This window comes from Microbulbifer taiwanensis, from assembly GCF_014904815.1.
Taxonomy (GTDB): domain Bacteria; phylum Pseudomonadota; class Gammaproteobacteria; order Pseudomonadales; family Cellvibrionaceae; genus Microbulbifer; species Microbulbifer taiwanensis.
Genome location: NZ_JACZFR010000026.1, coordinates 149144 through 166983, shown reverse-complemented (window position 1 = coordinate 166983; position 17840 = coordinate 149144). Strand labels below are relative to the sequence as shown.

General features: G+C 60.2%; 15 protein-coding genes. 14 read left to right on the top strand and 1 reads right to left on the bottom strand.

From position 1 onward, the window contains the following. Positions 1-4: 4 nt before the first annotated feature. Entirely contained in the window at positions 5-2263 is a 2259-nt protein-coding gene (relA, locus tag IG627_RS10240) for a GTP diphosphokinase (RefSeq protein WP_193192254.1), read from the top strand. A 68-nt stretch (positions 2264-2331) separates the two neighbouring features. Next, positions 2332-3162, top strand: a complete 831-nt coding sequence (gene mazG, locus IG627_RS10235) for a nucleoside triphosphate pyrophosphohydrolase (protein ID WP_319024544.1) — start codon at positions 2332-2334, stop codon at positions 3160-3162. Positions 3163-3229: 67 nt separating this feature from the next. Here the strand turns inward: mazG and IG627_RS10230 are convergent, their stop codons facing one another. Then, positions 3230-4228, bottom strand: a complete 999-nt coding sequence (locus tag IG627_RS10230) for a 2-hydroxyacid dehydrogenase (RefSeq protein ID WP_193192252.1) — start codon at positions 4226-4228, stop codon at positions 3230-3232. Positions 4229-4431: 203 nt separating this feature from the next. Here IG627_RS10230 and adk point away from each other — a divergent pair, with 203 nt between their 5' ends. The 12 genes from adk to IG627_RS10170 all read left to right on the top strand — a co-directional run bounded on the left by adk (position 4432) and on the right by IG627_RS10170 (position 17833). Further along, entirely contained in the window at positions 4432-5085 is a 654-nt protein-coding gene (gene adk, locus IG627_RS10225) for an adenylate kinase (protein ID WP_193192251.1), read from the top strand. Positions 5086-5227: 142 nt separating this feature from the next. Beyond that, positions 5228-6232, top strand: coding sequence for a ferrochelatase (gene hemH, locus IG627_RS10220; protein WP_193192250.1), 1005 nt, complete (start codon positions 5228-5230; stop codon positions 6230-6232). Between the two features lie 213 nt (positions 6233-6445). Then, the gene (locus tag IG627_RS10215) at positions 6446-7276 is read left to right on the top strand and encodes a hypothetical protein (RefSeq protein ID WP_226864934.1); all 831 of its coding nucleotides are present in this window, start codon (positions 6446-6448) and stop codon (positions 7274-7276) included. Between the two features lie 635 nt (positions 7277-7911). Next, the gene (gene tsaB, locus IG627_RS10210) at positions 7912-8634 is read left to right on the top strand and encodes a tRNA (adenosine(37)-N6)-threonylcarbamoyltransferase complex dimerization subunit type 1 TsaB (protein ID WP_193192249.1); all 723 of its coding nucleotides are present in this window, start codon (positions 7912-7914) and stop codon (positions 8632-8634) included. Positions 8635-8646: 12 nt separating this feature from the next. After that, positions 8647-9444: an undecaprenyl-diphosphate phosphatase gene (locus IG627_RS10205; RefSeq protein ID WP_193192248.1), complete on the top strand. Its 798-nt coding sequence runs from the start codon at positions 8647-8649 to the stop codon at positions 9442-9444. A 6-nt stretch (positions 9445-9450) separates the two neighbouring features. Then, positions 9451-10332 (top strand): NAD(P)-dependent oxidoreductase, encoded by an 882-nt coding sequence (locus tag IG627_RS10200; protein WP_193192247.1) that lies wholly within the window; start codon positions 9451-9453, stop codon positions 10330-10332. A 46-nt stretch (positions 10333-10378) separates the two neighbouring features. Then, entirely contained in the window at positions 10379-11491 is a 1113-nt protein-coding gene (locus tag IG627_RS10195) for a tRNA-queuosine alpha-mannosyltransferase domain-containing protein (RefSeq protein ID WP_193192246.1), read from the top strand. A 227-nt stretch (positions 11492-11718) separates the two neighbouring features. Next, positions 11719-12726, top strand: coding sequence for a tryptophan--tRNA ligase (locus IG627_RS10190; RefSeq protein WP_193192245.1), 1008 nt, complete (start codon positions 11719-11721; stop codon positions 12724-12726). Between the two features lie 150 nt (positions 12727-12876). Next, positions 12877-14445 (top strand): AbgT family transporter, encoded by a 1569-nt coding sequence (locus IG627_RS10185; protein ID WP_193192244.1) that lies wholly within the window; start codon positions 12877-12879, stop codon positions 14443-14445. A gap of 66 nt (positions 14446-14511) precedes the next feature. Next, positions 14512-14847 (top strand): DMT family transporter, encoded by a 336-nt coding sequence (locus tag IG627_RS10180; protein WP_193192243.1) that lies wholly within the window; start codon positions 14512-14514, stop codon positions 14845-14847. Positions 14848-15186: 339 nt separating this feature from the next. Next, a complete protein-coding gene (locus tag IG627_RS10175) occupies positions 15187-17262 on the top strand; it encodes a TonB-dependent siderophore receptor (RefSeq protein WP_193192242.1) in 2076 nt (691 codons plus the stop codon). A 13-nt stretch (positions 17263-17275) separates the two neighbouring features. Beyond that, complete coding sequence (locus IG627_RS10170; protein ID WP_193192241.1) at positions 17276-17833, top strand: hypothetical protein; 558 nt, start codon at positions 17276-17278, stop codon at positions 17831-17833. The last annotated feature ends 7 nt before the right edge of the window (positions 17834-17840 follow it).

Genomic DNA, 17840 nt, shown 5'->3' with positions numbered 1-17840 from the left:
ATCAATGGTTCAAGTAAGAAAGCACCACTCTGTCGGCGGTGACGGTGAACTGGATCTGGAGTCCTGGCTGCGCCATGTCCAGACCCTGGCGGGCCTTGACGGTGGCGCCCTGGTAACCCTGCGTCGCGCCGCCGAAATGAGTGCCGAGGCAGAGAAGCAGGCTATCGCCGCCGAAAATATCTGGACCGAAGGTGCCAGCAGTTTCACTACCGGCCTGGAAATGGCGGAAATTCTCGCCGACCTGCAGATAGATGCCGAGGCCCTCACAGCCGCAGTACTCTATCGCGCGGTGCGGGAAAAACGCCTGCCGCTGAAGACCGTCGAAGATGAATTCGGTAAAAGAGTGGCCAAGCTGATTCGCGGCGTATTGCGCATGGCCGCCATCCGCAGCCGCAGTGCTGACACCGGCGATGAGCGCCAGAGTGTTGCAGTGGAGGAGCATTCGGAAAACATCCGCCGTATGCTGGTAGCGCTCGTGGATGATGTGCGCGTGGCGCTGATCAAACTGGCAGAACGCACCTGTGCCATACGCGCGGCGAAGAATGCCGAGCCGGCCAAGCGGAAGAGAGTTGCACGCGAGGTGGCCGACGTCTATGCGCCCCTGGCGCATCGACTCGGTATCGGCCATATCAAGTGGGAGCTGGAAGACCTGTCCTTCCGCTACCTGGAGCCGGGTGATTACAAACAGATAGCCCGGCTGCTGGACGAAAAGCGCCTGGCGCGGCAGAAATATATCGACGAGGTGCTGGAACTGCTGCGCGGCGAACTGTCGCGCGCGGATATTGCCGGCGACATCTTCGGTCGCGCAAAACATATCTACAGTATCTGGCGCAAGATGCGCCGCAAGAATATTGGTTTTTCCCAGGTTTACGATATCCGCGCGGTGCGCATACTGGTGCCCACGGTGCGCGACTGTTATGCGGTGCTCGGCATAGTGCACAACCTGTGGCGCAATATCCCCAACGAATTCGATGATTACATCGCCTCGCCCAAGGAGAACGGCTACCGATCCCTGCACACCGCGGTAATAGGCCCGGAGCGCAAGGTGCTGGAGGTGCAGATCCGCACTTTCGCCATGCACGAGGAGGCCGAATATGGTGTCTGTGCCCACTGGCGTTACAAGGGCACCGACGCAAAATCCGGCGGGCAGGCGGAAGGGGTGGATGGCTACGAGCAGAAGATCTCCTGGCTCCGCCAGGTGCTCGACTGGCACGAGGAGGTGGGTGGCAATCCGCTGCAGGACGACCTGCAGTCCAGCGACGTCGATACGCGCATCTATGTGTTTACGCCGGACGGCCATGTTGTCGACCTGCCCCGCGGCGCCACGCCGCTGGATTTTGCCTACAAAATCCACACCGAAATCGGCCACCGCTGCCGCGGTGCCAAGGTAGACGGTCGCATAGTGCCGCTGAATCACGAACTGCAGACCGCCAATCAGGTGGAAATTCTCACCGGCAAGCGCGAAGCGCCCAGCCGCGACTGGCTGTCCTCCGGCATGGGCTATATCACCAGCTCCCGCGCCCGCGCCAAGGTAATTCACTGGTTCAAGCAGCAGGCCCGCGACCAGAACATCGCCGACGGCCGCAGTATTCTCGATGGCGAGTTCAAGCAGCTGGCGCTGAACGACTTCGATTTTGAAAAGCTGGCAGCGAAACTGAACATGCATTCACTGGACGACCTCTACGCGGCCGTCGGCGCCGGCGACATCGGCGTGGGGCAGGTCCTCAATGCGGCCCAGCGCATGGTCAAGGTGGATCGGGTGGAGCCGGTCCCCTCCCTGACCGCCTCGGTGGCACGGGGCGAGGGCAAGGCGGATGTATACATCGACGGCGTCGGCAACCTGATGACCCATATCGCCCGCTGCTGCAACCCGGTGCCCGGCGACGAGATCATGGGCTATATCACTCTCGGTCGCGGCGTTTCCATTCACCGCAAGGACTGCGCCAATATGCTGCGTATGCAGGCGGAGGAACACGAGCGGGTGCTGCAGGTGGAGTGGGCGGAAAAGCCCAAGGAACTCTACGCAGTTGAAATCATGATAGAGGCCTATGATCGCCACGGCCTGCTGCGTGACATCACCACCATGCTCGACAGCCAGCGCATCAATATCACCGCCATGCAGACCAGTTCCAACAAGCACAAACACACGGTGGATATGGTGCTGACCGCGGAGATCCACAACTTCGAGGAACTCTCCCGCGTGCTGCACCGCATCAACCAGCTGCCAAATGTGGCATCGGCCAAGCGGCGGATACTGCACTAAATGCGGAATGCGGAATGCGGAATGCGGAATGCGGAATGCGGAATGCGGAATGCGGAAAGGGAAATAACGTGCAAGATAGTCAGTACACCGTCGAAGACCTGCTCCAATTGATGGCCCAGCTGCGCAACCCCGATGGTGGCTGCCCCTGGGACCTGAAGCAGAGTTTCGCCACCATAGTGCCGTCCACCATCGAAGAGGCCTACGAGGTGGCCGAGGCGATAGAGGCGGAGGATTTCGAGCACCTGAATGAGGAGCTCGGCGATCTGCTGTTCCAGGTCATCTTCTATGCCCAGCTGGGCAAAGAAGAGGGGCATTTCGATTTTTCCCGAATTGTCGATACCCTGGTGCGCAAACTGCTGCGCCGCCACCCGCATGTGTTTCCCAGCGGCGACCTGCATGGCGCCCTGGATGGTGAGACGTGCACTGACGCAATCGACGAGGCCCAGGTCAAACAGAACTGGGAGGCGATCAAGGCCGCCGAGCGCGGCGCCAAAGGAGAGGCTGGTGCACTGGATGGCGTGGCCCGTGGGCTGCCGGCGCTGACCCGGGCCGCCAAACTGCAAAAGCGCGCCTCCCGCGTGGGCTTCGACTGGCCGAGTATCGGCGGCGTGCTGGACAAGATCGAGGAGGAGATCGCCGAGCTGCGCGAGGCGGTAGAGGCGGGCAGCCTGGAGCAGGCCCGCGAGGAGCTGGGCGACCTGATCTTTTCCTGCGTCAACGCCGCCCGCCACCTGAAAGTGGATCCGGAAAGCGCCCTGCGGGACTGTAACCGCAAGTTCGAGCGCCGCTTCAACGGGGTGGAGGCCGAGTTAATACGACAGGGGCGCCGGCCGGCGGACGCGAGCCTGGAAGAGCTGGATAAGCTCTGGGACAGGGTCAAGAGTGGTGAGGGGGGGTGATCGGTGGCCGGTGGAGGATTGCGCTTGGCTCCACTCCTCTCTCCTTAAGCTCACCACCGACCAATCTTCAGCCCGGCGCAATCAACTGGTTGCCGCAACGCCCCTTCTCCTCGAACTCCGTTACATTCTCCAGCGTCGTCTTGGCAATATTGGTGATCGCCTCGCGGGTAAAGTAGCCCTGGTGGCCTGTGATCAGCACATTGTTGAATGTCAGCAGGCGCGCGAAGATATCGTCATCCAGCACCGTCTCCGAGCGATCCTCGAAGAACAGGTCCTCTTCCTCCTCGTAGACATCGAGCCCCAGGTAGCCGATTTTCCCGGACTTGAGCGCGCGGATAGCGGCTGCCGTATCGATCACCGCGCCGCGCGAGGTATTGATCAGGCAGATGCCGTCGCGCATTTCGGCGATGGCCGCATCGTCGATCAGGTACTGCGTTTCCGGCAGCAGCGGGCAGTGCAGGGAAATGATGTCTGATTGGCGACAAAGGGTCTCCAGCGACACATACAGCAAGCCCAGCTTACTGCAGCGGGGATTTTCCACTGGATCGAGCCCCAGCAGCCGACAGCCGAAGCCCTGCATGATATTTGCGAAGGCCTCTCCTATCTTGCCCGTACCCACAATACCCACGGTTTTGCCGTGCAGATCGAACCCCATCAGCCCGTCCAGGGAGAAGTTGCCCTCCCGTACCCGCGCGTGGGCGCGCAGCAGGCGGCGGATCAGGCACAGAATCATTCCCACCGCGTGCTCGGCCACCGCATAGGGGGAGTAACCGGGTACATTGGCCACCAGTATATCCAGTTCGTTGGCAGCGCGGATGTCCACGTGATTGAATCCGGCAGAGCGCAACGCAATCATTTTTATGCCCTGTGCCCGCATCTGCTTCAGCAGTGGTTTCTGTACCGGATCATTGACAAAGATGCAGATCACCGGGGTCGGATTGCACAGCGGCAGGGTGGTTTCGTCCAGGTGGGTGTCAATATATTGCAGTTCGTGACCGAACTGGCGGTTGAAGCGATCGAAGTACAGTTTGTCATAGGGGTGGGCGTTGTAGATGGTGATTTTCATCGGCAGTCATCCCCTGGTCAGAATTTCGTCAGCTACCCAGGCAAGTTTAGCCCGGTAGTTTTGCTACAGGATTGTGCCCCCAGGCCGCGGCCCCTCTGCCTTGCCCAATAGTGGGCCAGCGTGTAAGGTAGCGCTCTTTTGGCGCCCCGGGCATTGGCCTGGTGGCGTCGATCCGCCGATATCATTGGGGAGGCAAACTGACTATGCGAATCATTCTCTTGGGGGCGCCGGGGGCCGGCAAAGGCACTCAGGCCCAGTTCATTACAGAGAAGTTCGGCATTCCGCAGATCTCCACCGGTGATATGCTGCGCGCCGCCGTGAAGGCGGGTACCCCGCTGGGGCTGCAGGCCAAGGACATCATGGCCGCGGGCAAACTGGTTTCCGACGACCTGATCATCGCCCTGGTAAAAGAGCGCATTGCCGAGTCGGACTGCGCCAATGGATTTCTGTTTGACGGCTTCCCGCGCACCATTCCCCAGGCTCAGGCGCTGCTGGACGCGGATATCGCCATCGATCACGTGCTGGAAATTGCCGTGGATGACGAAGAGATCGTCAAGCGCCTGTCCGGTCGCCGGGTTCACGAGGGATCCGGTCGCGTTTACCACGTCGTTTACAATCCGCCCAGGGAAGAGGGTGTGGATGACGTCACCGGCGAGGCACTGGTGCAGCGCGGCGACGACACCGAGGAGACAGTGCGCAACCGCCTGTCGGTCTACCACGAGCAGACAGAGCCCCTGGTCGGTTTTTACCGCGAACTGGCTGAGCGCTCGCCGGAATCCGCACCGAAATACAGCAAGGTGATGGGTATCGGTTCCATGGATGATATCCGTGAAAAGGTTTTTGCAGCCCTGAGCTGATCCGGCCACTGCCCAATCGCACAATAAGGCTCCCAGACGGGGGCCTTTTTTGTGTCTGCAAGTGCCACCCCAGTCAGCTCCGGTGGGTTTGCAGGGCGGAAGCCGTTAATATCTCCAAGTTCCATTTACTGCAGGTCCAAGTATGTCCACAGCCGTAATCCTGATGAACCTGGGTACGCCGGCGGAGCCTACCGCGTCGGCGGTGAGAAGTTTTCTGCGCGACTTTCTTTCAGATCCGCGCGTGGTGGAGATTCCCCGCCCTCTCTGGCTGGCGATTTTACACGGCCTGGTTTTGCCGCTGCGGCCGCGGCGCATTGCACCGGACTATGCCGCCATATGGAATCGCAGCGCCGACGGCGCTCCGGTTGAAGGTTCGCCACTGCTCTACTACACCCGTCGCCAGGCGGAACTGTTGCAGGAGTACCTGGGGGAGCGGCGGGCGGATGTTACCGTCACCTACGCGGTGACTTACGGCAGGCCGAACCTGGAGACGGTTATCGACGGATTGCGCCGGCAAGGTTTTGAATCCTTTATTGTTTTTCCTCTCTACCCACAATATTCGGCAACCACTTCGGCCGCAATATACGATCAGGTGGCGCAAATCTATCGTCGCAGCCGCGATATACCGGATATCAGTGTGATCCGGGATTATTATCGGCACCCTGCCTATATTCGCGCCCTTGCGAACTCGGTACGGGAGCACTGGCAAAAACGCGGTGCAGCGGAAAAGCTGCTGATGTCATTTCACGGTATCCCCAAAGCCAATGTCACCAAGGGAGATCCCTATTATCGCCAGTGTTGCGAAACAGCGGAGTGCCTGGCAGCGGAACTGGGGCTGGGTGGCGACAGTTGGCAGGCCAGCTTCCAGTCCCGCTTTGGCAAAGCGGAGTGGCTGCAGCCTTATACCGATAAGACACTTGTCGAATGGGGTGAGAGCGGCGTAGCCAGTGTCGATGTAATCTGTCCGGCATTTTCAGCGGATTGTCTGGAGACGCTGGAGGAAATATCGGTAGAGAATCGCGCTAACTTCCTTCAGGCGGGAGGCAAAGAGTATCGATATATTCCCGCGCTTAATCTGCGCCGCGATCATATCGAAGCTCTTGCTTCCATCGTCGCGGAGAAACTTCCCGCGCGATGCCATCATTGACCCAGAAGGTACAGAATTTTTGAAATCAGCCCTGTTCACAATTGAATTCCCAGGTTGAATCGACAAAAAACCAGCTTTTTTAATAAAAAGCTTCTCATTTTTGTCCTTTTTTCTTGCAAAGCGGGTTATTTTTATTAACTTAGATACAGTTGCAGCGATTAAATCGGTGCGGCTCGCTGTGAAATCAGCAAACTCTGCCTGTAAAGCCCGCCTGTGCGGGGGCGGTATTCGGCAGCAAAACGGCAATATTTGCCAGCACACTTTTGGATGTACTTCTTCTTATATAGAGAGAGGAGACAAGGGATGGCACGAGTAGCGAAAAAGAAAGCGCGGGCCAAGCGCGCTGTGCGAGCAAAAGCTCCGGCCGCGGTATCGCCGGTAGTCACCAAGACGCAGAAGGCGGTGGATACGGCGACCAAGTCGCTGGATGCGCAACTGGATCGCGTTGCCAAGGCGCGGGCCCGGGTGCAGAAAAGCAGTACTGCGGCCGCGAAAAAATCACTGACCAGTGCCAACGCCAAGGCGAAGGATTTGCGCGCCAAAGTGGCGGCCGCGAAGGTGGAGCTGGCCAAGGCCAAGGCGATGGATGCTGTGCGCCAGGCCGAAGAGGCGGCCAAGCAAAAAGTCACCGAAATGGCTGACAGCCTTTCCTCCAAGGCGGAGAAAGATCTCGCCGCGGCGCTCAAGGCATTTGAGAGCCGCTGGAAGAAGGTGCGTAGCAAGGCGGATACCAAGAAGATAAAAGCGGCGGAAAAGAAAGCGGAGGCCAAGGTCAAGTCTGCGGCCAAGAAGGCCGCCGCCAAGGCCAAGGTGCTAGAGAAAAAGGCTGCGGCCAAAGCAAAGGCGGAGGCCAAGAAAGCGGCGAAGAAGGCCGCAAAGAAAAAGGTCACCAAGAAAAAAGCGGTGAAGAAGGCGCCTGCGAAGAAAGCCGGTCGCCCGAAAAAGGCGGCCGCGAAGAAGAAGGCAGCCAAGAAGACTACCGCCCGCCGAGGCCGCCCACCGAAGAAGGCTACCCGCCGCGGTCGCCCGCCTAAGAAGTCCTGACGGCCTGCGCCAGGTGCCACCCGGATCGGGTGGCACCTTTTGATATTCCCCGGCTTTGCCGTAATGAAGCTCACTTAACTGCAGTTTCTGTGAAGGTGGCGATGCCGGGTACCGCTTTGTGAGACTTTATGAGCCATGATGGCGATTAAAGGCCCCCAGGGATGGGTTCACGGCGTGTCTCACAAAGCGGTACCCGGTAGCGTCACCGCCACCCAAACCGTTAAGTGAGCAGCGTTACGGCTTTGCCGGAGTATTCATTCGGGCCATCCATGGCCCTCACCCTTCGGGCAGCCTTCGGCTGTGCAAGCGGAAGTCCTAGCCGTTTTGTCATTCGGGCCATCCATGGCCCTCACCCTTCGGGCAGCCTTCGGCTGTGCAAGCGGCAGTCCTAGCCGTTTTGTCATTCGGGCCATCCATGGCCCTCACCCTTCGGGCAGCCTTCGGCTGTGCAAGCGGCAGTCCTAGCCGTTTTGTTATTCGGGCCATCCATGGCCCTCACCCTTCGGGCAGCCTTCGGCTGTGCAAACGGCAGTCACTGCCGTTTTGTCTCGTTTTGGACGGCTGTCGCCGTTGCACATGACTCGCCGAGGCGACCGTGCCACAATTCGCCCCCCAAATTCAGATCTGAGAGTATTGTGAAGATTCTCGCCCTGGACACCACATCCGGAGCCTGTTCCGTGGCCCTCTATTGCGACGGCCAGACCAGTGAGCAGTTCGTGCGGGCGGAGCGGGACCACACCCGCCGCCTGCTGCCCATGGTCGATCGGGTACTGGCGGATGCGGGCCTCAAACTCGCCCAACTGGACGCGCTGGCGGTCAGCCGCGGCCCCGGCTCCTTTACCGGGTTGCGTATCGCCATCAGCTGCACCCAGGGGCTGGCCTTTGCCGCCGACAAGCCGGTAGTGCCGGTATCCAGTCTCGCCGCCATGGCTGCCGGCGCGCGCAAACTGCACCCGTCATGGGAAGGGGCACCCATAGTCGCCATGCTGGACGCGCGTATGCAGCAGGTCTACTGGGGTGTCTATGGGGCGGATACGCCCAGCGACAGCCTGTTGCCTGAGGCGGTGCAGAACCCGGAGCAGGTGGTGGAAAAACTACGGGATTCCGGCCTGCCGCAGTCAATCTACGGAGCCGGTCCCGGCTGGCACTACTTCCAAGAGGGTGAAGCACCCTCGGAAACCGCTGCTGCGGTGGTAAAAGAAAGAGACCTGGAGGTCCCGATCCGCGCGCGGGACATCGCCGAACTGGCCCTACCGCTGTGGCAGAGCGGTGCCACTGTTGCCGCAGAGGCGCTGGAGCCACTGTACCTGCGCAATGAAGTCACCTGGCAAAAACGACAGAAAATCCGCTCGCAGTAATCAGGCAATCCCATGGAAATATTTCAAATTGTCATACTGGCGCTGGTCCAGGGCCTGACCGAATTCCTGCCCATCTCCAGCTCTGCGCACCTGATTTTGCCCAAAGAGGTGCTCGGCTGGCCGGACCAGGGACTGGCGTTCGACGTGGCGGTTCACTTCGGTTCGCTGATCGCGGTGGTGGTCTATTTTCGCCAGGACATCTGGGGCCTGTTGCGCGATGGCCTCGGTGGCCTGGTGAACAGGCAATTCACCGACGAGGGGCGCCTGGCCTGGCTGATAGTGCTGGCGACTATCCCCGCCGGGCTGGTGGGGCTCGCCTTCAAGGGTTTTATCGAAACTCACCTGCGCTCTGCTGCCGTGATTGCCGCCACCACTATCGGATTCGGCATTCTCCTGTGGTGGGCGGATGTGCGCGGCGCGCGCACCCAGACACTGGCACAGCTCAACTGGAAGAAGGCGCTGCTGATCGGCGCCGCCCAGGCCATAGCGCTGATCCCGGGAACTTCCCGCTCCGGTATTACGATGACCGCCGGCCTGATGCTGGGCATGCAGCGGGAGGCGGCCGCGCGCTTTTCTTTCCTGATGTCCATCCCGGTGATTGCGCTCAGTGCCATGCTGTTGACCTTCGACCTGTTGTCGCTGGAGTCGGTGCCCTGGGATGACATACTGCTGGGCACTCTTCTGTCCTGTATCAGTGCCTACCTGTGTATTCACTTTTTCCTGCAATTTATCAGCCGCATCGGCATGGCACCCTTCGCGATCTACCGCCTGCTGCTGGGTGCGGCGCTTATCTGGATGATCTGGGGGTAAACCGCAATGGCAACAGTCGCATTTCTCGGTCTCGGGGTTATGGGTTACCCGATGGCTGGCTACCTGGCGAAAGCCGGCCACTCGGTGCGGGTCTACAACCGCACCGCCAGCCGCGCGCAGCAGTGGCTGGGGGATTATTCCGGTGAGGCCTGTGCGACCCCGGCGGAAGCGGCGCGCGGAGCGGAAATCGTATTCGCCTGCGTGGGCAATGACGACGACCTGCGCCAGGTGGTGACAGGCCCGCAGGGCGCCTTCGCCGGTATGGAAGCCGGAAGCCTGTTCGTCGACCACACCACCGCCTCCGCCGATGTGGCGCGGGAACTGGCCGCACTCGGCCGCGAAAAGGGCATCGGCTTCCTGGATGCGCCGGTATCCGGTGGCCAGGCGGGCGCCGAAAACGGAGCCCTGACAGTGATGGTGGGCGGCGAAGAGGCGGACTATGAGCAGGCCAGGCCCCTGGTCGATTGCTATGCGCGCGCCGTCAACCTGTTGGGTCCTGTGGGCAGCGGCCAGCTGTGCAAGATGGTCAACCAGGTCTGTATTGCCGGCCTGGTACAGGGATTGGCCGAAGGGCTGCATTTCGCGAAAGCCGCCGGCCTGGATGCCGGGCAGGTAGTCGACGTCATCTCCAAGGGGGCGGCGCAGAGCTGGCAGATGGAGAACCGCTACAAGACCATGCTCGCCGGCGAGTATGAACACGGTTTTGCGGTGGACTGGATGCGCAAGGACCTGGCCATAGTGTTGAGCGAAGCCCAGCGCAACGGTGCCCTGTTGCCGGTCACCGCGCTGGTGGACCAGTTCTACAGCGAGGTGCAGGCGTTGGGCGGCGGTCGCTGGGATACCTCCAGCCTGTTTGCGCGACTGACCAATGTGCGCACTTTTGATTGATGGCGATTGATGCCGTAGGGTCCCCATTCTTAGAGATAGTCAGACGTTGAAGGTATTGCTCCTCTCCGCCTACGACGCAGACAGCCACAAACGCTGGCGCCGCGGTCTGGTCGCCGCAATTCCAGAATGGCAGTGGACGCAGCTCACATTGCCGCCGCGCTATTTCAGCTGGCGTATCCGCGGCAACAGCCTGAGCTGGGGCAGGGGGGAGGCGGCGGAAACATTGCGCCAGCCCTGGGACCTGATAGTCGCCACTTCTATGACCGACCTGGCCGCCCTGCGCGGCCTGGTGCCACAGATTGCGTCGGTGCCGACCGCCATTTATTTCCACGAGAACCAGTTCGCCTACCCCGTCAGCGAAGACGCCTTCCAGTCGGTGGAGCCGCAACTGCTGAATATCTACACCGCGCTCGCCGGTGACCTGCTGTTGTTCAATTCCGATTTCAACCGCCGCACACTACTCGAGGGCGCAACGGAGCTGCTGAAGCGCTTCCCGGATTGCGTGCCGCCGGGACTCTGCGACGAGATAGAGCGCAAGTCCTGTATCCTGCCGGTGCCCCTGGAGGAGGAGGCCTTATCCGGGCCGCACGAGCGTCCCTCCAGGCCAACCTTTATCTGGAACCACCGCTGGGAGTACGACAAGGGGCCGGATATCCTGCTGGCCGCGCTGCGTCGCTTCGCTCAGCACAAGCGACCCTTTACCCTGCATCTTGTCGGCCAGCAATTCCGCCGCCGGCCGCCGGAATTCGCCCAGATCCACAAGCTGCTGCAAAAGCACGACGCCCTGGGAGCCTGGGGCTACCAGATTCAGGCGGCGGGCTACCGACAGTTGCTGGCTCGGAGCCATGCCGTGCTGTCCACCGCGCGCCACGACTTCCAGGGCCTGGCGGTGCTGGAAGCGGTGGCCGCCGGCTGCCAGCCGCTGGTACCGGATAATCTCGCCTATCCGGAATGGTTCGGCCGCGTCGGCTACCACTTTCCGGAAGACGTCGAATCCTGTGCAGCCAACTTGAGCCGGGCCATGCTCCAGTGCGCCGACAGAGTCGAGCGCGGTAAGAAGCTCAAGGTGCCGGATGTGTCCCATCTCGGCTGGACCAATCTGGCCGATGACTACCGCCAACTGCTCGGCGAACTGGCCGCGGGCAGGGGATTCTTGTAGGAGCGGCCCGTGGCCGCGATCAATGCCAGGTCCGGGTAACAATGTTTCAGACCCTGCCGCCAGCGGAATAGTCCTGAGGCCTCCGGGAGTGCGATCGCGGCCATGGGCGGATGGCCGCCCCGCCGCTCCTACGGGGCGCTCCATTCCCGCCCATACAACCCCAGCCGCGAAAAGGTTATTATCCGCCCTTCATTTCCCGAGAATGCAGCACGGAATAGTAAGGATTTATGACCAAGCAGCGCGTACTGACCGGCATCACTACCACCGGCACTCCCCACCTGGGCAACTACGTGGGCGCTATCCGCCCCGCCATCGCCGCCAGCCAGGTGGAGGAAAACCAGTCCTTTTACTTCCTGGCCGACTACCACGCGCTGATCAAGTGCCAGGAGCCGGAGAAGGTGCACCAGTCCACCCTGGAGATTGCCGCTACCTGGCTGGCGCTGGGACTGAACACCGACAATGTGGTCTTCTATCGCCAGTCCGATATCCACGAGATTCCCGAGCTGACCTGGCTGCTCACCTGCATGACCGCCAAAGGCCTGATGAACCGCGCCCACGCCTACAAGGCTGCGGTGGACGCCAACCGCGCCGATGGCGAGGACTCGGATTTCGGCATTACCATGGGCCTCTACAGCTACCCGATACTGATGGCCGCGGATATCCTGATGTTCAACGCCAACAAGGTGCCGGTGGGCAGGGACCAGGTGCAGCATATCGAGATGGCCCGCGATATCGCCCAGCGCTTCAACCACCACTACGGCGAGCACTTTGCCCTGCCGGAGGCAGTGGTGGACGACCATGTCGCCGTGCTGCAGGGCCTCGACGGCCGCAAGATGAGCAAGAGCTACGGCAACACCATCCCGCTGTTCCTGCCGGAAAAGCAGCTGAAGAAGCATATCAACAAGATCAAGACCAACCTGCTGGAGCCGGGTGAGCCGAAAGACCCGGATACCTCCACCGTATTCCAGATCTGGCAGGCCTTTGCCACCGAAGAGCAGGCGGCGGAAATGCGCAAAGCCTTCGAGGAGGGCATTGCCTGGGGCGAGGCCAAGAAGCAACTGTTCGAGCTGATCAACGGCCAGATAGGCGAGGCCCGCGAGCGCTACAACGAGCTGCTGGCCAACCCGGCGCAGATAGAAGTGGAACTGGAGAAGGGTGCCGACAAGGCCCGCGCCTATGCGGCGCCCTTTATCGAGCAATTGCGCCACGCGGTGGGTATCCGCAAGATAGGCTGACAGTTGCCGGAGCAACCTCGCTGCAGGAGCGGCGGGGCGGCCATCCGCCACAGCAGCGATCTATCCGTGCCAATAAGCACCACTGATCGCGGCCATGGGCCGCTCCTACAAAAAACACAATCAGAAAATTAATAACTACAGGGATCCAACATGGAAAACATTCAGGCAAATCCCGGCTCGGGTAACGACAGCATCGCCAAAAGCGGCTGGATCGACCGGGCGCTCAACTTTATCGAAGTGGTGGGCAACCGTCTGCCGGACCCGGCGATTCTCTTCCTGATACTAATGCTCGCCATCTGGGTGCTGTCCTGGATGTTGTCCGGTGTCAGCTTCGACACGCTGCACCCGGCCACCGGCGAAGCGATACAGGTGACCAACCTGCTCTCCGGCAGTGAATTTGCCCGCTTCCTTTCCGGCATGGTTACCACCTTTACCGGTTTCGCGCCCCTGGGCGTGGTGCTGGTGGCGATGCTCGGCGTCGGTGTGGCGGAACACAGTGGCTTTATCAATGCGGTGCTGAAGAAGTTGCTGGCGGTAACGCCGCAGCTGCTGCTGACACCCATGCTCATTTTGGTAGCCATCGTCAGCCACACGGCGGTGGATGCCGGTTATGTGCTGGTGATTCCGTTGGGCGGGGTCATCTTCTACGCGGCCGGGCGCCACCCGCTGGCCGGAATCGCCGCCGCCTTTGCCGGAGTTTCCGGCGGTTTCTCGGCCAACTTCGTGCCTTCCGCCATAGATCCGCTGCTGCAGGGCTTTACCCAGACGGCGGCGCAGATCGTCGACACAGACATGCAGTTGAACCCGCTCAACAACTGGTTCTTCACCTCGGCCTCCTGCCTGGTGATCACCCTACTGGGCTGGTGGCTGACCGACAAGGTGATTGAGCCGCGCCTGAAAAATGTCGCCATCGACGGTGACAAGGAAGATATGCCGGCGATTCATGAGCTGGGCGGGCGCGAGAAGAAAGCGCTCTACCTGTCGGTAGCGGTGATGGTGGCCGGCATTGTCGGCCTGGTGGCCTGGATGCTGCCGGAGACCTCTGCACTGCGGGATTCCCAGGGGCAGCTGGCTTCATTTGGCGCGCCGGCGATGAAATCCATTGTGCCGCTGATCTTCCTGCTGTTTATTATTCCCGGCGTGGTGTTCGGCTATGCTGCCGGCACCTTCAAGCAGAGCAAGGACGTGATCGATGCGATGTCCAAGACCATGAGCTCCATGGCCTACTACATCGTGATGGCGTTCTTCTGCGCGCTGTTTATTTCCGAGTTCGCCCGCTCCGGCCTCGGTACGCTGCTGTCGGTGGAGGGGGGCAACCTGCTCGCGGCCATGAACCTGCCGGGCCCGGTCACCCTGATGGGGATTATTCTGTTGGTGGGCTTCGTCAACCTGTTTGTCGGTTCCGCCTCCGCCAAGTGGGCGCTGCTGGCCCCCATCTTCGTACCCATGCTGATGCAGATCGGCTTCTCCCCGGACCTGACCCAGGCCGCCTATCGGGTGGGGGATTCCTCCACCAATATTATCACGCCGCTGATGCCTTACTTCCCGCTGGTGGTGGTCTACTGCCAGCGCTATGTGAAGGGCACCGGTATCGGTACCCTGGTGTCGATGATGTTGCCCTATTCGCTGGTGTTCCTGCTGTGCTGGTCGCTGTTCCTGGTGGCCTACTGGACGCTTGGACTTCCACTGGGGCTGCAGGCGAGCTACACCTACCCCTGATTTACCGGTTAGAGTCTCTGCAACCGGGGGCCGAGTGGCCCCCGACTTTTATGGGCAGCGAGTAAAATGCAAACAGCCTACCTGTATCTGGCAATCGCCATAGTCGCCGAAGTCGCGGCCACCACCGCATTGAAAGCCACCGAGCAATTTACCAGACCCATTCCGACCCTGATCGTTGTCGTCGGTTACGGCATCGCCTTTTACCTGCTGACCCTGGTGCTGCGCACCATACCGGTGGGTGTTACCTACGCCATCTGGTCGGGCCTGGGCATTGTGCTGGTGGCCATCGCCGGAGCGGCGGTCTACAAGCAGGTGCCGGACCTGCCGGCGGTGATCGGCATGGGCCTGATTGTGGCCGGCGTGGTGGTGCTCAATGTTTTCTCCGGTACAGTCAGCCGCTGAGTGCTGATTCTCATCCTGCTCAGCACTTCGGCTGCTCGGCGCCGCTCCCACTCTCTTTTCCCGCTGCGCCTTTTTCGCAATGCGTGCATTTTTCAATCAATTCTCTTGAGGGCTTTGCGCTAGCGCAGGATTTCCGGGGGCAGTGATCCGGTCGTCGACGTTTAATTTGAAATTTAGTTCCAGTAACTTTGCAGATGATAACGATTCCTATTAATATTGGCGCCCTGTAGCGGCCCCGGGTGGCCGCACACTGTTCATTCACTGAGTTACTGAGGGATCGCCATGGGTACCGCTCGCAATCGCCGTCTTCACCAAATCGCTTCGCAGAATGCTTCTACATTGAATCGATCCCTACTGGCCCTGGCCGTAGCGGTCGCCAGCAGCTCTGCAATGGCGCAGACAGGGCAGGGCGAGAATCTGGAAGAGGTCTCTGTCACCGGCGAGCTGAACCTGTCCCGCCAGACTTCCATCGGCAAGCTGGATGTGCCGATTACCGAAACGCCTTTCTCGATTTCCCTGCGCAACAAGGAACTCCTCGACCAGATCGGGGCCAAGTCGGTGCAGGATGCGCTGCAGCATTTCGCCGGTGTTAACGGCGGCACCTACGGAATCGATGCCCGCGGTGACTGGTCCACCATCCGCGGCGTGGACCCGGTACTTTTTATCGATGGCCTTCAGTCCATTTTTGGTAGTTACAGTGGTTCCCGAGCCAACGCCTACGCCTTCGAACGGGTGGAAGTGTTGAAAGGCCCGTCTTCAGTACTCTACGGCCAGGGTTCCACCGGCGGTATCGTCAACCTGGTCTCCAAGCGCCCCAAGAGAGAGTTCGGCGGAGAGGTATTTGTTCAGGCGGGCGATTATGATCGCAAGGTGATTGCCGGGGATATTACCGGGGCACTGGACGGCGAGGGCGAGTGGCTTTACCGCGTGGTCGGATACCAGCGCGACGCCGATGCCCAGGTAGACCACGTGGATGACAACAGTTTGCTGTTGATGCCGTCCATCTCCTGGCGACCCAGTGCGGATACCGAGATCACCTTCCTCACCAGCTACCAGAACGACGAGACCGGCACATCCACCGCGTTTTTACCCTGGGGTGGTACCCGTATCGGGAATGTCAATGGTGAAATACCCACCGACACTTTCCTGAGCGAACCGGGCTGGGACAAGTACGACACAGAGCAGACCGCCTACAGCCTTTGGGCAGACCACCGTTTTAACGACAACTGGGGTATCAACGCCAGTGTTCGCTATTCAGAGGGCGAGGTGGACTACCACTCCATGTGGGCGGCTTTTGACGGTAGCAGACTCAACCCTGACATTCGGCAAGCGCTGCGTACTGCCTATGTGAGCGATGCGACCAGTGATCTGTTTATCTTCGATCTGCGCGCCACAGGCATTTTCAATACCGGCCCTCTCGAGCACCAGGTCTCTTTTGGCGTGGACAGCCAGGATGCCACCATAGATAACGATCGCAGCTATTTTGACGGCGGCATTATCGATATTTTCAACCCTGTTTATGGCAATGTGCCCACTGGCCCCGCGTACTTCCAGTCGTCGGCTTCCACTACAACAGAGCAGCTGGGTTTCTACGTACAGGACCAGGTCAAACTGTACGACTGGGTATTTACCGGTGGCCTGCGCCGCGATAATGTTGAATCCGGTAGCGTCGGTGGTGCCTCGAATGAAGACGATGCGACCACCATGCGATTCGGCGTGATGTATGCCTTTGATAACGGCATTTCGCCCTATGCCAGCTACACGGAATCCTTTGAGCCAGTCGGTGGTGCCGACCGGAATGACCGCTTGTTCAAGCCTGTGGAAGGTGAGCAGGTGGAGGCCGGTGTTAAGTTCCAGCCAGTGGGCACAAACCTCCTGTTCACGGCCGCGACTTATGAAATCAAACAGAAAAACCGCCTGACAACGGACCCGGTAAATCCGACCTTTGATGTGCAAACCGGGGAAGTCACCATAGATGGCGTGGAGCTGGAGGCGAGTGGCAGTTGGGGGAATTTCAACCTGATCGCGAACTTCAGCACCACTAATACTGAAGTCACCGATAGTAACGATCCAGCTGAATTGGGCGACGCCTTGCAGGCTGTACCTGAGCAACAGTTTTCCGTGTGGGGCAACTATGAATTCAGCAGCTGGGTGCCGGGCCTGAACCTGGGATTGGGCTTGCGCCATGTGGGGGAAAGCTACACAGGTATCGACGACAACCCGGTTTTCCCGGACAGCAATCCCGATTACACCCTTTACGATGCCACCATTGGCTATGTCGTGGATAGCTGGAAGTTCCAGTTGAATGCCAAGAACCTTACGGATGAAGTGCATACGACTTCCTGTTTGGCGAGGGGAGACTGTTTCTACGGTGAGCGTCGCTATGTAACGGCGGAGGCCAGGTATACTTTTTAAGGTGAACGACTAAATGGCATCTTCCCTGTGGATGAATGCACTGGCGCCGCTGCTCTGCGGCGCCGGCGTATACTTATTGTGGCGTTCCTGGCGCGGGCGGAAACTGCTCGGCGGCTTTTCCGCAGCCGGCGGCTGGCTGTCAGTGCTCGCCGGTATTTTCATTTGGGCAAGTGCGGCGGGCGGTGAATTCGGCACCAGCTATGCACTGATCGCCGTCAGCCTCGTTGCCTGGATCATCTGTGCCCTGGGTGTCGAGCGGAGGCAGGCCAAGCCGGCGCGCAATGTCGACGTCGCCGTCGCGGATACGCTCGGAGATACCTCCCGTTGGCACAAGTGGGGCACCTTTGTGACGGCGGGCCCCATCGCCTGTGTCGCCACCTGCCTGGTCACTGTCGCCCTCAGCGGTTTGCTGCCTTTCGCCTCCGGCAATCGCATGGCATTCGCCGCCCTCGCGTATCCGCTGGCCTGGGGTGCGGCTTCGGTGTGGATCTGCGCGAGCGCGCATCTCGCCCGCAATGCCCTGATTCTCCTTGCGGTTGCCGCGGTTGCCGCGGTCTTTCTTTTTATGTGACTCCCGG

What these genes read in the sequence shown, in the direction of transcription:
- relA (WP_193192254.1), top strand. Translation starts at nt 5, where the DNA reads ATGGTTCAAGTAAGAAAGCACCACTCTGTCGGCGGTGACGGTGAACTG.
- IG627_RS10230 (WP_193192252.1), bottom strand. Translation starts at nt 4,228, where the DNA reads ATGAAAATCACCATCTACAACGCCCACCCCTATGACAAACTGTACTTC.
- adk (WP_193192251.1), top strand. Translation starts at nt 4,432, where the DNA reads ATGCGAATCATTCTCTTGGGGGCGCCGGGGGCCGGCAAAGGCACTCAG.
- hemH (WP_193192250.1), top strand. Translation starts at nt 5,228, where the DNA reads ATGTCCACAGCCGTAATCCTGATGAACCTGGGTACGCCGGCGGAGCCT.
- IG627_RS10205 (WP_193192248.1), top strand. Translation starts at nt 8,647, where the DNA reads ATGGAAATATTTCAAATTGTCATACTGGCGCTGGTCCAGGGCCTGACC.
- IG627_RS10200 (WP_193192247.1), top strand. Translation starts at nt 9,451, where the DNA reads ATGGCAACAGTCGCATTTCTCGGTCTCGGGGTTATGGGTTACCCGATG.
- IG627_RS10190 (WP_193192245.1), top strand. Translation starts at nt 11,719, where the DNA reads ATGACCAAGCAGCGCGTACTGACCGGCATCACTACCACCGGCACTCCC.
- IG627_RS10185 (WP_193192244.1), top strand. Translation starts at nt 12,877, where the DNA reads ATGGAAAACATTCAGGCAAATCCCGGCTCGGGTAACGACAGCATCGCC.
- IG627_RS10180 (WP_193192243.1), top strand. Translation starts at nt 14,512, where the DNA reads ATGCAAACAGCCTACCTGTATCTGGCAATCGCCATAGTCGCCGAAGTC.
- IG627_RS10170 (WP_193192241.1), top strand. Translation starts at nt 17,276, where the DNA reads ATGGCATCTTCCCTGTGGATGAATGCACTGGCGCCGCTGCTCTGCGGC.